Here is a 13,267-nt window from a genome sequence, read left to right as displayed (position 1 = left end):
TTCCCGGGGGGATTGAATGGCTGACGACGGTGAGGGCTTCTCAGCGCACAATTTGACGCACATTCGCATTGAGGCTTTCCGTGCGCCTGCACAATACGAGTTCCCTAACAAGCCCCAAGATCGCAAGCCGCGCCGCGACGACTATCACGCTCACGCACAACTTCTCATTCAGCATGTCACTGCTGCCCTTGGCGCCATACCTGCGCCCGATCATGATGCACGGGTGCCCATAGTTGGGCAGAAGCGGGGCGCCATTGTTGAGCTTGAGACGATGGTCCCCGCCAGTCACCGGAACGGGCCGACCAAAACCCCAGCGCTGGACTATCCCGCCCAGGACATTTTGGTGCTTCGATCCACGCGACAGGATGACAGGACGGAGCGGGCTGTTCTCTTTGTCCCCGACGACGCACGTGACTTCCTTCTCGGTCGCATAAACGCCTATGGCGCCGAGAACTTGGGCAACAAAAAGCGCCCTGATGTCCCGAAGTTCGAGCCCATCGAAGTCATACGAGTTGCCGAGGCCCGGGCGCTTTTCGGAAGTGATGTAGATTTCAACGTGCCGGAGCCGAAGTGGTGGGAACTGTGGGTAAGGGAACCTTCGACAGAAAAGCCCGGCCCTCGCACCAATGCCGTGGTTCAGGAGGCTCACAATTCGAACCTCGAAGTACACAACGAGAGCCTGAAATTCCCCGACTCCGAAGTCGTCTTCGTTCACGGCCCGGCTGGGGCCTTAGCCGCGTTTCTTGCACGCATCCCCGGTGCTGTTTGGGAGGCTCGGAAGGCCCAGGGCAGCATTGAGCCTTTCCTAAAACTCGACGGTGACGGATTTGGGCAACACGATTGGGTCAACGAACTAGTTGGTCGCACTCAAGGTCCCGGTGACGATGCTCCCGCCGTCTGCGTCATAGACACAGGTGTCGCTGCAGGTCACCCGCTCATCACTCAAGGTGTCGCTGGAGCGTGGACCATCAATGACCAATGGGGCACGGACGACCATCATCCACATGGGGGCCACGGGACGCCGATGGCTGGAACGGTTCTCCACGGGGATCTTGTTTGGCGAATGAACGACAATCAGCCTGTGGTCCTCAGCCATCATGTAGAGTCGGTGAAGTTCCTACCACCGCACGGCTTCCCGCCTAACCGCCCCTCGGCTTATGGCCTTGTCACCCAATCTGCTGTTTCGATCGCAGAAATCCACCGGCCAAATGTTCCGAGGAGCTTCTGCCTCGCCTCGTCGACGAACCTCTTCGCCCCTGACTCTCCCTCATCGTGGAGTGGGGCGCTGGATCAAATCAGCGCGGGGTCAATGCCCGGCGAGCGCGATAGTAACTTTGCTGCCAAAGATCACCCGAAGCGACTTATCCTAGTGGCAGCCGGTAACGTGATTGGCGGACCCCGCACACAGGTCGAACAACACCATACCATCGAAGACCCGGCACAGAGTTGGAATGCGCTGACGATAGGTGGATACACAACAAAGAGCGAGTGGGTCTGGAATTTAACGCCACTCGCAGCCGTGAACGACAAGAGTCCGTTCAGCACCGGCTCACAGAACCTCGTAGGAGAACTCACACCGATCAAACCTGAGGTACTCTTTGAGGCCGGGAACATGATGGTCAACCAAGCAGAGGACTGTGATTGGCACCCGGCCGTTTCCGTTCTTTCTACCGGTTCTAACTTGGATGAAGAACCATTGGTGCCCTTCTGGGCGACCAGCGCGGCGACGGCGATGGCAGGCAACTTTGTGGGGCAGCTCAAGGCCGCAGTGCCTGGCTTGTGGCCGGAGACCTATCGCGCATTGGTAGTGCAATCCGCTGACTGGCCCGCTCCAATTCGCAAGAGGCTGATCGGTACGGGCGCACACTGGAAGGGCACAAGCAAGGGAGCCAAGCAGCTCATTCTTCGGGACGTGGGCTTCGGCGTGCCAAACCTTGGCCGCGCGGTTGCCTCGGCGCGCAACGACGTCACTTTGCTAGCCCAATCCGAAATTCAACCGTTTGCACTCACGCAAGGCGGCAACGCAGTGTTCAACGAGATGCATTTTTATGAGTTGCCGTGGCCGCGCCTAGCGTTGCAGGACCTTGAGAATGCCATCGTTGTTATGAAGGTCACGCTTTCCTATTTTGCAGAGCCCAACCTCTCGGGGCGAGCGGCGACACGGCCTGAGACTTACCGCTCCTATGGGCTGCGCTTTGAGTTGAAGAAGCGGCTGGAGACTGACGATGAGTTCAGGAAGCGCCTTAGTCGACCGGAGGAGGAAGCCGATGAAGATTCAGAGGAGCAGCCTATTGAGGCACCCAAGCAGCCCAACGAACCAAGCCATTGGCTCCTAGGGCCGAAGGCCGTGCAAGCAGGGTCTCTTCACTGCGACCTTTGGCGCGGCTATGCAGTTGACCTCGCTAGCCATGATCACATCGCAATTTACCCAGTCGGGGGATGGTGGAAGTCACATCTCGGGCAGAAAAGGGCAGCCGACAGGGCTCGATACTCGCTTACTGTATCCATCACTGCCGAAGGGGAGGAAGTGGACCTCTATTCGGAGATTTCCGCCAAAGTGGAAGCGAAAGTCGCAGCGGACCAAGTCGTGGTCGCAACACTGGAATTGGGGTGACCCGAAGCGCAGGATTGCACCTGATTGCCTGTTTCTAGAGCAAACGCAGTTGGTCGCCGGGCGTTGAGCCCAGCGGAAACTTAATCTGCGTGGCGGGCTTCTCGACGATCACAAGGGTGTCGTCAGGTGCCGTGCGCTGCAAGCCCTTCGCTTCCGACCAAGGGGCACTCAGCCATGTCTGGGTCTCCTCTTGCGTCCTCAGGATCACCGGCATCGCCTTCTCGTGGATCGGCTTAATAAGGGCGTTAGGTTCGGTCGTCAGGAACCCATAGACCTCATGATCGCCGGGACCGTCCTTCACCTTGCGCACCCCATGCCAAGGGGTCCATAGACCAGCGAAGAAGAACAGCGGACGATCCTCGTTTAAAGCAAACCAGTAGTTCCGCTGAATTCCGGTCTCGGGGTCCCTATCGCTCGGTGTCGGGCTCGGCTCCGCGAAGCTTGTCACCGGCACCACACAACGATGCTCGACACCGAGGTACGGCTGCCAATGAAAGTAGTTGGTCTTGCGAATGTTGGTGGTCCCGTAGTCCGCCTTGCCTTTCACTCGCTCTGGCGGTGACGGCATCCCCCACAGGAGGTTGGCGACCTCACGTTGCCCGTCTGCCGCATCGCGGACCACCGGGCCGAGTTGATTGGGGTAAATGTCAATGGACGGCTCAAGGTTGCCCAAGATGTCTCTCAAGGTGCCGGTCCACTGGCGGATGGCCTCTTGCGAGGTGGTGAGGTTGTAGAGGTTGCACATGCTCGCGAATGTGCCTCGGATTCCCAAGACTTTCTAGGACCCTGTCCAAAATGTCACTTGTTTCGTTTCCGGCATTTGCAGCCAACCCAGCTAGGGCATCCCGAACTAGCTCCCGGGGGTATCCCAAGGCTCAGGGACAGGACTGCAATGCGTCTCTCAGCAGGGGCATCGTGACTCCAGCCAGCGTACCGGTGTCGCTCTACAAGCTCAGAGGGAACCATCGAAACTCCTTTGAGTTTGGCGCCATGAGAGAACTTAGCAAAGCAGAGCAGGAGGCTATCTCGCGCCTCATTCGCAAGTGGATTAAGTCAGAGGCTGTCCGCCGTTACCTTCGCCACTTGCTGAAGCTGCCTGTCGAGACAGAGCTGCCCAGTAGACATCGATCCCTGCTCGACGAGATTGATCGAAACCGCACGGCAGATAGGCCACATTGGACGACAGCAACCTACCGGATTGTACGAAAAAACCACCCGGTGGCTTTCAGCGAAAAAGACCTTGACAGGGAACCTAAGTGGAAGTTGATTTCCGATTCGTCGCTGGCTGAAGTTCTGGGCGCTGGCGAGTGGGGAGGGTCTCCAACCTCCTGCCCCTCACGAGGGTCATGACGATGGGCAGCCAATCGGTGTTGTCGGTTGTCGTTTTGGAAGACGAGCCGCTGATTGCGCTCGATGTTGAAGACACATTGCGTGATGCCGGCTTCAATGTCTTGGCAGTCATGCCATCTTGCTCCGAGGCTCTTGAGTGGCTGCAATCAAATTCCCCCGATGTAGCCGTCCTTGATGTCGAGCTGAATGATGGAAGTTGCGAGGACATAGCCAAGCTCCTTTATGAGCGGAACATCCCGTTTGTTGTCCACTCGGGGAGCGTGTTCGATCCTCGCTACTACGACCCGATCTTCCAAAAGGGAACGTGGGTGTCGAAGCCCGCTGGGGAAGGTGATGTGACTAATGCAGTGGCGGCTTGTGTCTGCATGGCTACAGGTTAATGGATCTTCCCTGTGGCCTGTTTGTGTGGGTGTTATGCACAGAAAACCTTGGGGGTCCCGCATTGACGAGGCCTACGTTTGTAGGCACATGTAACCAATCCGGTGCGGGAATTTCCGTGCAGGATAAGGGTGCCGGTGGGGAACGCTGAGGTTTGGACACCCAGTGTCCCCCTCCGACTAGCGCAGTGTCGCTACCTCCACCCGGTTGGAATCAAGGCTTCATTGGCGCGGTTTCGACTGCACTATCTCCGGTGTAGGGCTTGCAGCGACTCCCTGACAAGGGTTCCAAGTGCAACAACCACAGGTATTTTGAGTTTTCCCCAAGTTGGCCCGTAGGGCTTAGAAGTCCTTAAATTGCCCGCCGGAGCTTCCCGGCCTCCCGCGCTGCCGACTCAAAGGGCTCCCTGACGCTCTCCGGGGGAGCCTCACCTGCTAACGCAGCGACACACGCCTCGACCGCCTTCCGCCATAAGGGTCCCCTTTGGGGCCAGCTCCTCAGATGCCCCCTGGACACTGTTGACATGCAGGGTGATCCCGACCCGCTCGGTGCTCACTGGGACATCTGGAGAGAACCAGAGGGTCACTCTAGGTACCACAAGGGGCCTCGTGTCAGCTTCTGCTTCATGTCCTGAGACTCCAAGATCGCCATCAGGTCCTCAGCGAATGTCTTGTCCAGATGCTCTGTCTGGACCCCCAGGAGGTCCGCAGGTTTCCCGGTGGTGCCGTCAACAACCGACCACAAGCCTCCAGGTTCCTCTAAGAGCGTGTAGCGCATGCGGACCTTTTTGCGAAAAATGCGTTTCCCTTTACGTATACACCAGAGACCCCAGTTCCCCCCGTGGCCCCCTAGAAGACCTGTGACGCGCGCATTGCGCTGCAGCGGTTAGGACCCGTGGGGAGCTATGCATCTGATGCATTCCGTAGAATAAAAGCTAGGTCTGGCACAAGCTCTGATCTTGCTGCTTTGAGTTGACCAACGGGGCCTTCACAGGCCCCGTTTTCTTTTGCAGGACGGTCCGCGCCATAGCGACGACCGTGCCGTTTGCGGCGGCGCAAACCCGAACCGATGCTCTCCCTAAAACATCGTCAATCACTTTGAACCGCAGATGAACGTCGGCATCAGCGCCGGTTCAGTCGCATCAGGGCATTTTGATGGCGTGTTCAAGGAGACACTCCGCAAATGCTCGCTCGCCGCTTCACCATCGTCTGCCTGTTGATGAGCCTGTTCGGGATGCTCTTCGCCATCCTCGTGGCCGAATCCGGCCGTCCGGCCCGTTCCTGGGATGCAGCCAGTTCCTGCCAATTCGATTGCATGAACCATTTTCGCCCCTGAGACGACAAAGACATAGATCCAAACAGAAAAGCAAAAGCCATGAACCGCATCGCCATCAACGCCCTCCAGACCCTTCGGCTCCTGCCGCGGGCGGCGCTCGTCCTGGTCGTGCTGTCGGCGCCGGTCCTGGCCATGCCAATGATGCGGGCCAATGCCGACACGACGATCGACGCGCCGGCGACGAAGAAGCATGGCGTCGGCTTTGTCTTGCTGGTCAGTCTGCAGCGCGGGTAAGGTGTGCCGGTATTAAGGTGATGCCGGCCTGCAAGTGGCGGCCTTGGTGCTCACATGCTTCGAGTACGCTCCGCTCCGGTTCTCGAAGCCAACCAGTTTGGTCGCTTCGCGCCCGTCCTCGACTCCGGCTCAGCCTTACCTGAATCTCAGCACACCTTGGGCGTGGACGAATAAATCGACCACTTGGCGGCAACCCTCCCCTCCCAAGTGCGGCCTCAAGTCTCTATATTGAGCCATGGAAAAGCGAATCTACCCACAAGCTATCGAATCGGTCGTCATGCCGGAGCCTTTCGGCAAGCAGAGCTTCGACGACGCCAAAAAGGCCGTGGCCGCCTTGCAGGTGCTCTACGACCGCAACACCAAGTTTCTGCGCGACTCCTTTGCCACGCTTGCCGCCGGCGGCGACGAAAGCAAGCGCTACCGCGCCTTCTACCCGGAGATCGGCGTCACCACCAATTCGTTCACCCAGATCGACTCGCGCCAGGCCTACGGCCACATGCCGACCCCCGGGCATTTCTCGACCACCATCACCCAGCCGGTGCTGTTCGAACGCTATCTCGTAGAGCAGCTTCGCCTGATCATGCGCAATCACGGCGTGCCGGTAACGGTTTCGGAATCGACCACGCCGATCCCGCTGCATTTCGCGTTCCTTGAAGGAACCCATGTCGATGGCGCCGCCGCCGACCGCATCAAACGGCCGATCCGCGACCTGTTCGACGTGCCGGATCTCGACGGCACCGACGACCAGATCGCCAACGGTACCTTCGAGGTCGCGTTCGGCGAACCAAGGCCGCTGGCGCCGTTCACGGCGCAGCGCATCGACTATTCGCTGCACCGCATGACGCACTACACGGCGACCAGCCCGCAGCATTTCCAGAACTTCGTGCTGTTCACCAACTACCAGTTCTACATCGACGAGTTCGTCGCCCGAGCGCGGGCCCAGATGGCTGAAGGCGGCCACGGCTATACCGAATTCGTCGAACCGGGCAATGTCATCACCAAGGCAGGGCAAAACGCGCCCAGCGAAGGCGTGGCGGCGCCGCGCCTGCCTCAGATGCCAGCCTATCATCTGAAGAAGCCGAACCATGGCGGCATCACCATGGTCAACATCGGCGTCGGCCCGTCCAACGCCAAGACGATCACCGACCATGTCGCGGTGCTGCGGCCACATGCATGGCTGATGCTCGGCCATTGCGCCGGCCTGCGCAACACTCAGGCGCTGGGCGACTATGTGCTGGCGCATGCCTATGTCCGGGAAGACCATGTGCTGGACGATGACCTGCCGGTGTGGGTGCCGATACCGCCGCTGGCCGAGATCCAGGTGGCGCTGCAGGAGGCGGTCGCCGAAGTCACCGGACTTTCCGGCTACGATCTCAAGCGCATCATGCGCACCGGCACCGTCGCCACCATCGACAACCGCAACTGGGAACTGCGCGACCAGCGCGGACCGGTGCAGCGGCTGTCGCAGTCGCGCGCCATCGCGCTCGATATGGAATCGGCCACGATCGCCGCCAATGGCTTCCGCTTCCGCGTGCCCTACGGCACGCTGCTTTGCGTCTCCGACAAGCCGCTGCATGGCGAGTTGAAGCTGCCCGGCATGGCGACCGAATTCTACAAGCGGCAAGTGGCGCAGCATCTGACCATCGGCATCAAGGCGATGGAGAAGCTGGCGGAAATGCCGATGGAACGGTTGCATTCGCGCAAGCTGAGAAGCTTTTCGGAGACGGCCTTTCAGTAGACCGGCTTGCCGTAAATGTTTGCCGCGAGGCGTTTCGTCATCTTGATTGGGCCGCATTTCAGCCGATAAAGGCCTGATACCTCGGCAATGTATTACCCGGTCTATGGGCAAAACCCGGTCTGATGGCACGCGTGCGAAAGATGATGGCTTCAATGGCGTTCCTGGCAATGCTCGGCCTCTCGGCCGCGCTTGTAGCCGGGTTCTTTGGCGCACTGCATCCGGCCTTCGATTCCTTCGCCCATTTCCGCATCCATTTTGCCGTGCTGATGGGGCTGATTGCGCTGCCGCTGCTCGCCACCTCGTTTCGCCTGCAGGCGGGCGTGGGCCTGCTGCTGGCCGTGGCCGCCTTCGCCAGCACGTTGAGCACCTTGCCGCGCCTGTGGCCGGTGCAGGCCGCCAATGACGCCGCGCCCGGCAACGAACCGGTCTACCGGCTGCTGCAGATGAACCTGCGTTTCAACAATCCGACACCCAAGAAGGTTCTTTCGCTGATCGCCAGGACCAACCCGGACGTGATCACGCTCGACGAAGTATCGGCCATGTGGGCGACCGAACTCGGCTATATCGAGAACGCCTATCCCTATCGCATCCTGTGCGCCCATCCCGACGGCGTGTGGGGCGTGGCGCTTTTGTCCCGGCGACCTTTTGCGGCCGGCACCGAGCCGCATTGCGAACCGCGCGGCGCGATGGCGGCCGCCACCGTCGATTTCGGCGGCACTCCGGTCGATGTCGCGGCGATCCATTTGAGCTGGCCGTGGCCGAAGGAACAATACTGGCAGATCGGCGAGTTGACCGAGACGCTCACCTCGCTCGGCGAGACGGCGATCATGGCCGGCGACTGCAATGCCGTGCCGTGGAGCGCCGCGGTACGGCGCGTTGCCTCGCTCGGCGGACTGACCGTGATGCCGTCGGCCGGACCGACCTGGATCCACCGGACCCTGCCCGATTTCCTGCGGCGCTATGTGGGCCTGCCGATCGACCAGGTGTTTTCGAAGGGCGGGGTGACCATCCTGTCGTCGACGCAGATGGAAGAGACCGGCTCCGACCATCTGCCGGTGATGGTGGAATTTTCATTGATGCGCGACGAGACCAAGCCGGTCGACGAGGATTCTACCGCGACTGTGTCGCTGATCCAGCCCAGCATGGGCGGCTAGATCGTACGCCACGGGGCTTACGGTTTCACAAGCCTACCAAGGCCTCGATGATGCGCTCGACATGGCCGCCTTCACTGTGCTCGCGCGCGTCGAACGCGATCTGTTTTGCCTCATAGAGCTTGGAAGTGGCTTGCAAGCGCCGCGTGGCTTCGACGCGCGTTTTGTTGCATTGCGGATCGTTGGCAAATTTCAGGCCGCGAACCGACCGCTCGGCAGCCTGCATCATCTGCCCGGCGATACGGCCATGGGTTCCTTCATGAGCGAGAACGCCTGTGAAAAACCGGTTCCAGCGTTTGCGCAGCGCCGGCGTGACGGCCGAGGCGACGCGCGGGTAGGTGTAGGCGATGTTGAGCGTTCCATTGGCCTGGCGCAGGCGGCAGACGCCGTTGACCTGACCCACGTCCAGGCTCCAGTCGGCGGTGTAGCTTGTCTGCGCGATGGCGTGGGTCATGAAACCGTGCTTGGGGCCCCTGCGGTTCATGGCGATAACCAGACCGGCACCTGTCGTGCCGGTGATGTCATAGGTTCGCGTCTTGACGACGGTTTTCACCCCCGCCGACGCCGTCCCGACGACGCCGCAGGCCGCGCTTACGACGGCGACGCAAAACAAGACCACCACGCGCATGCCATTTTCCCCATGGACGCGGCAATGAGACCACAAGCAGACGACGGTTTCAACAATCTTTGGCGCCGAGCGCCTTACATGCCTTGGTAAACCCGGCCATCGCCGCCATTTTTGCTGGTTGAGACGGCCCCGGTCGGTGAGGCTCACATGCCCTGATAGACCGGGCCTTCGCCGCCTTGTGGCGGCACCCAGTTGATGTTCTGGTTGGGATCCTTGATGTCGCAGGTCTTGCAGTGCACGCAGTTCTGCGCGTTGATGACGAAACGCACATCCTTGTCAGACGGATCGGCGGCGGCGTTGCCGTCCTTGTCGACCCATTCGTAAACACCGGCCGGGCAATAGCGGGTCGAAGGCCCGGCAAAGACATCATGCTCGGAACGCTTCTGCAACTCCATGTCGCCGACGATGAGATGCACCGGCTCGTTTTCCTCGTGATTGGTGTTGGACAGGAACACCGAGGACAGGCGGTCGAAGGTCAGCACGCCGTCCGCTTTGGGATAGGCGATCTTCTTGTGCTTGGCCGCGGGCTCAAGCGTGGCATAATCGGCCTTGCCATGTTTCAGCGTGCCGAAGGGCGAGAAGCCGAACAGCGTGTTCAGCCACATGTCGAGACCACCGAGGCCGACGCCGATAATGGTGCCGAAGCGCGACCAGAGCGGCTTGACGTTGCGGACCTTCTTCAAATCCTTGCCGATATCGGTCGCGCGCCAGGCGTCCTCATAAGACGACAGTTCGTCATTGGCGCGGCCGGAGCCGATCGCTTGCGCGACATGCTCGGCCGCCAGCATGCCGGACAGCACCGCATTGTGCGAACCCTTGATGCGCGGCACGTTGACGAAGCCCGCCGCACACCCCATCAGCACGCCGCCGGGGAAGGAGAGTTTCGGCACCGACTGCCAGCCGCCTTCGGTAATGGCGCGCGCGCCGTAGCCGATGCGCTTGGCGCCCTCGAAGGTGCGCGATATCGCCGGATGCGTCTTGAAGCGTTGGAATTCCTCGAAGGGCGACAGCCAGGGGTTCTTGTAGTTGAGATGCAGGACGAAGCCGACCGCGACCTGGTTATCCTCGAGGTGGTAGAGGAAGGAGCCGCCGCCTGTCTTCAGGTCGAGCGGCCAGCCGAAGGAGTGCTGCACCAGGCCCGGCCGGTGGTTCTCGGGCTTGACCTGCCACAGCTCCTTGAGGCCGATGCCGTATTTGCCGGGCTCACGGCCGTCGGACAGTTTGTATTTTGCGATCAGCTGCTTGGACAGCGAACCGCGCGCGCCCTCGCCGATCAGCACGTATTTGCCCATCAGCGCCATGCCCGGCGCAAAGCCCGGGCCATGTGTGCCGTCTTTTTCGACGCCCATGTCGCCGGTGATGACGCCCGTGACGGCGCCGGCATCGTTGTAGACGAGGCTGACGGCAGCAAAGCCCGGATAGATTTCGACGCCTAGCGCTTCAGCCTTGGTTGCCAGCCAGCGGCAGACATTGCCGAGCGAGACGATGTAGTTGCCGTGATTGCTCATCAGCGGCGGCATCAGGATATTGGGCAGACGGAACGAGCCGGCGGGGCCGAGCACCAGGAAATCGTCGGCCGTAACCGGCGTCTTGAAGGGGTGGCCATCTTCCTCGCGCCAGCCCGGCAACAGGCGGTCGATGCCTATGGGATCGACGACGGCGCCTGACAGAATGTGGGCACCAACCTCGCCGCCCTTTTCCAACACCACGACGGAAAGCTCGGGATTGACCTGCTTGAGACGGATCGCTGCGGCAAGGCCCGCCGGGCCGGCCCCGACGATGACCACGTCGAATTCCATGCTCTCGCGTTCGATCTCGCTCATCAACCCCTCCGCACTGGCCGACCGTTTCCGGGCATTTTGCTGGCTCCTGCGCTGCATAGCGCATCAATCCGCGACAGGAAACCGGCGCTGACGTGACAATGCCGATTTCGACAAAAAGTCGCGGATGACAACTCTGCCGCAAGCGTTTTGCGCGCGGCCGCGCTCAGCGTCCCATATTTTAATTGTTCGACGGCTCTCTTATCGGCCATACTTATTTCCATGCGCACGCCGTCCGGCTATTCATTGACGCGCTTCCCCCTTCCGCCCGGCCGGACCTGCCGAGCGATCCTTCTCGCCCTTTCAATGCTTACGCCGGTTCGCGCTCAGGCCGAGCCGGTGAAGGTGTGGGCGACCGGCGCCTATTCCTTTTCCGACGAGCTTGGCGGTTTCCACATCACCGGCGCCTCGGGCACCGGCACCAAGGAAGATCCGTTGGTCATCTCCGAGGAGCTGAATTCGTCGACGCCGGTGACGCTCACCATCCGCACCACCAAACCGATCCAGCCGTTCAGCACCAACGGCGAATTCGCCAACGGCATCCTGTACATGCGTATCGAGGTGCTCAACAACAGCGGCCAGGCCTGGGTTGAATTCCAGTTCGAGCTGCAGGAGATACTCAACCAGCCGAGCGTGTTCGGCGACGGCCTGTCCTTCGACCAGCGCAACAAGACGCCCGACAACATCCTGTCGAGCGCGTACGCCGATTTCGACCGCGATTTCGAACCCTATGACCGGCTCTTGTTCAAGAGTGGACAGATCGACCCGCTGAAGAGGGGACGCTTCGAGTTTCTGATCACCGACTACACGCCGCGCTGGACGTTCTATCTGGTGCAGGATCCGCGGATACCGACGGGGTAAGCGGCAGACGCCGTGAAAATCGCCACGAAATGCCCTTCGTGATTGGCGAAAGCCGACGAGCGCGTAATCTCCCTCCTTGAGGGGGAGATTACTAACCGCCCAACCTTGCAAATCGTCTCTCGGCGGACGAATGTGCCCGGTATGACTGCCGCCTCCCCCAACAACCGATCCGACCTGGCCGAGTTGCTCGCCTTCTACGCCTCTGCCGGTGTCGACGAAGCGTTGGAGGACGCGCCGGTGAACCGGTTTGCCGGGGCAGCACCGAAGCGCCCCGAGCGCACAACGGCGCCTGCCGCGCCGCCTCGCGAAAACAAGTTTCCGGAACAAGCCGCCGCCAGCCCCGGGCTGGACGCAAGCCGGGTGCCGGACGCGCCGGCGCGTTCCGTTCCGGCCATGGCGACGGTGCCCGACGAGGCACAGGCGGCCCTGGCCCGGCAAATGGCGGCAAGTGCCTCGACGCTCGACGAACTGCGCCAGCACATGGCGTCGTTCGATGGCTGCAACCTCAAATTCACCGCCAAGAACCTGGTCTTTGCCGACGGCAATCCGGAAGGTTCGGTGATGTTGGTCGGCGAGGCGCCCGGCCGCGACGAGGATATTGAGGGCCTGCCCTTCGTCGGCCGCTCGGGCCGGCTGCTCGACCGCATGCTGGCGGCGATCGGGCTTGACCGGACTTCGGTCTATATCGCCAACGTCATTCCCTGGCGGCCACCCGGCAACCGCACGCCGACGCCGCACGAGACCGAAATCTGCCGTCCCTTCATCGAGCGGCAGATAGAGCTGGTCAATCCGAAGGTGCTGGTCAATCTCGGCGGCCCTTCGGCCAAAACCCTGCTCAACACTACCGAGGGCATCCTGCGCCTGCGCGGCAATTGGCAGGTGCACACGACGGTGTCGGGCACTGCCATTCCGGCCATGCCGACGTTGCACCCGGCCTATCTCTTGCGGACGCCGGCGCACAAGAAACTGGCGTGGCGGGATTTTCTCGAGGTGAAAGCGAAGTTGCGAGAGGTGGGCTAGCTAGCTGATCTCCCCCTTGAGGGCCCTTGGAGGGGGAGATGTCGCCGAAGGCGACTGTGGGGTCGTTGCGCGTGGAGCGCCAACGTCCATTTCCGTAAGAAGGTCGCATCCCGTCGAACCCCTTCTGGCCTGCCGGCC

At 61.0% G+C, this 13,267-nt stretch carries 12 protein-coding genes; 8 read left to right on the top strand and 4 right to left on the bottom strand.

Annotated elements, in window-relative coordinates; genetic code table 11:
• Positions 1–16: 16 nt before the first annotated feature.
• A complete protein-coding gene (locus tag AC3EMP_RS14095; protein ID WP_352712882.1) occupies positions 17–2,614 on the top strand; it encodes a S8 family peptidase in 2,598 nt (865 codons plus the stop codon).
• Positions 2,615–2,648: 34 nt separating this feature from the next.
• On the opposite strand, the gene AC3EMP_RS14090 is transcribed toward AC3EMP_RS14095, so the two are convergent.
• A complete protein-coding gene (locus AC3EMP_RS14090; protein WP_352712880.1) occupies positions 2,649–3,359 on the bottom strand; it encodes an SOS response-associated peptidase in 711 nt (236 codons plus the stop codon).
• Between the two features lie 607 nt (positions 3,360–3,966).
• Between AC3EMP_RS14090 and AC3EMP_RS14085 the strand changes: the two genes are divergently transcribed.
• Positions 3,967–4,344 (top strand): response regulator, encoded by a 378-nt coding sequence (locus AC3EMP_RS14085; protein ID WP_352712878.1) that lies wholly within the window; start codon positions 3,967–3,969, stop codon positions 4,342–4,344.
• Positions 4,345–4,693: 349 nt separating this feature from the next.
• Here the strand turns inward: AC3EMP_RS14085 and AC3EMP_RS14080 are convergent, their stop codons facing one another.
• Positions 4,694–4,867 carry a DUF982 domain-containing protein gene (locus AC3EMP_RS14080; RefSeq protein ID WP_352712876.1) on the bottom strand — a complete coding sequence of 58 codons (174 nt, stop codon included), beginning with the start codon at positions 4,865–4,867 and terminating at the stop codon, positions 4,694–4,696.
• A 657-nt stretch (positions 4,868–5,524) separates the two neighbouring features.
• Here AC3EMP_RS14080 and AC3EMP_RS14075 point away from each other — a divergent pair.
• From AC3EMP_RS14075 to AC3EMP_RS14060, 4 genes are all read left to right on the top strand, one after another.
• Positions 5,525–5,677, top strand: coding sequence for a hypothetical protein (locus tag AC3EMP_RS14075; RefSeq protein ID WP_023670201.1), 153 nt, complete (start codon positions 5,525–5,527; stop codon positions 5,675–5,677).
• 39 nt (positions 5,678–5,716) lie between these two features.
• Entirely contained in the window at positions 5,717–5,911 is a 195-nt protein-coding gene (locus AC3EMP_RS14070) for a hypothetical protein (RefSeq protein WP_023670200.1), read from the top strand.
• A gap of 277 nt (positions 5,912–6,188) precedes the next feature.
• Positions 6,189–7,649: an AMP nucleosidase gene (locus AC3EMP_RS14065; RefSeq protein ID WP_023731828.1), complete on the top strand. Its 1,461-nt coding sequence runs from the start codon at positions 6,189–6,191 to the stop codon at positions 7,647–7,649.
• A gap of 140 nt (positions 7,650–7,789) precedes the next feature.
• Complete coding sequence (locus tag AC3EMP_RS14060) at positions 7,790–8,803, top strand: endonuclease/exonuclease/phosphatase family protein (protein ID WP_156933752.1); 1,014 nt, start codon at positions 7,790–7,792, stop codon at positions 8,801–8,803.
• 25 nt (positions 8,804–8,828) lie between these two features.
• Here AC3EMP_RS14060 and AC3EMP_RS14055 read toward each other — a convergent pair whose 3' ends face one another.
• Both AC3EMP_RS14055 and AC3EMP_RS14050 read right to left on the bottom strand, forming a co-directional pair.
• A complete protein-coding gene (locus AC3EMP_RS14055) occupies positions 8,829–9,575 on the bottom strand; it encodes a DUF922 domain-containing protein (RefSeq protein ID WP_348625725.1) in 747 nt (248 codons plus the stop codon).
• Positions 9,572–11,251, bottom strand: a complete 1,680-nt coding sequence (locus AC3EMP_RS14050) for an electron transfer flavoprotein-ubiquinone oxidoreductase (protein WP_023732013.1) — start codon at positions 11,249–11,251, stop codon at positions 9,572–9,574. The genes AC3EMP_RS14055 and AC3EMP_RS14050 overlap by 4 nt, the downstream gene beginning before the upstream one ends.
• A 303-nt stretch (positions 11,252–11,554) precedes the next feature.
• Here AC3EMP_RS14050 and AC3EMP_RS14045 point away from each other — a divergent pair, with 303 nt between their 5' ends.
• Both AC3EMP_RS14045 and AC3EMP_RS14040 read left to right on the top strand, forming a co-directional pair.
• Positions 11,555–12,109, top strand: coding sequence for a hypothetical protein (locus tag AC3EMP_RS14045; RefSeq protein ID WP_023698594.1), 555 nt, complete (start codon positions 11,555–11,557; stop codon positions 12,107–12,109).
• Between the two features lie 141 nt (positions 12,110–12,250).
• On the top strand, positions 12,251–13,129 hold the full coding sequence (locus tag AC3EMP_RS14040; protein ID WP_023670194.1) for a uracil-DNA glycosylase: 879 nt from the start codon (positions 12,251–12,253) through the stop codon (positions 13,127–13,129).
• Positions 13,130–13,267: the final 138 nt, after the last annotated feature.

Source organism: Mesorhizobium sp. P160219 (genome assembly GCF_057786095.1).
This window is presented reverse-complemented; position numbering and strand designations above follow the sequence as displayed.

Excerpts from the sequence above, each read along its gene's own strand:
- AC3EMP_RS14075 (WP_023670201.1), top strand. The coding sequence starts at position 5,525 with ATGCTCGCTCGCCGCTTCACCATCGTCTGCCTGTTGATGAGCCTGTTC.
- AC3EMP_RS14045 (WP_023698594.1), top strand. The coding sequence starts at position 11,555 with ATGCTTACGCCGGTTCGCGCTCAGGCCGAGCCGGTGAAGGTGTGGGCG.
- AC3EMP_RS14090 (WP_352712880.1), bottom strand. The coding sequence starts at position 3,359 with ATGTGCAACCTCTACAACCTCACCACCTCGCAAGAGGCCATCCGCCAG.
- AC3EMP_RS14070 (WP_023670200.1), top strand. The coding sequence starts at position 5,717 with ATGAACCGCATCGCCATCAACGCCCTCCAGACCCTTCGGCTCCTGCCG.
- AC3EMP_RS14060 (WP_156933752.1), top strand. The coding sequence starts at position 7,790 with ATGATGGCTTCAATGGCGTTCCTGGCAATGCTCGGCCTCTCGGCCGCG.
- AC3EMP_RS14085 (WP_352712878.1), top strand. The coding sequence starts at position 3,967 with ATGGGCAGCCAATCGGTGTTGTCGGTTGTCGTTTTGGAAGACGAGCCG.
- AC3EMP_RS14050 (WP_023732013.1), bottom strand. The coding sequence starts at position 11,251 with ATGAGCGAGATCGAACGCGAGAGCATGGAATTCGACGTGGTCATCGTC.
- AC3EMP_RS14095 (WP_352712882.1), top strand. The coding sequence starts at position 17 with ATGGCTGACGACGGTGAGGGCTTCTCAGCGCACAATTTGACGCACATT.
- AC3EMP_RS14040 (WP_023670194.1), top strand. The coding sequence starts at position 12,251 with ATGACTGCCGCCTCCCCCAACAACCGATCCGACCTGGCCGAGTTGCTC.
- AC3EMP_RS14065 (WP_023731828.1), top strand. The coding sequence starts at position 6,189 with ATGCCGGAGCCTTTCGGCAAGCAGAGCTTCGACGACGCCAAAAAGGCC.
- AC3EMP_RS14080 (WP_352712876.1), bottom strand. The coding sequence starts at position 4,867 with ATGTCAACAGTGTCCAGGGGGCATCTGAGGAGCTGGCCCCAAAGGGGA.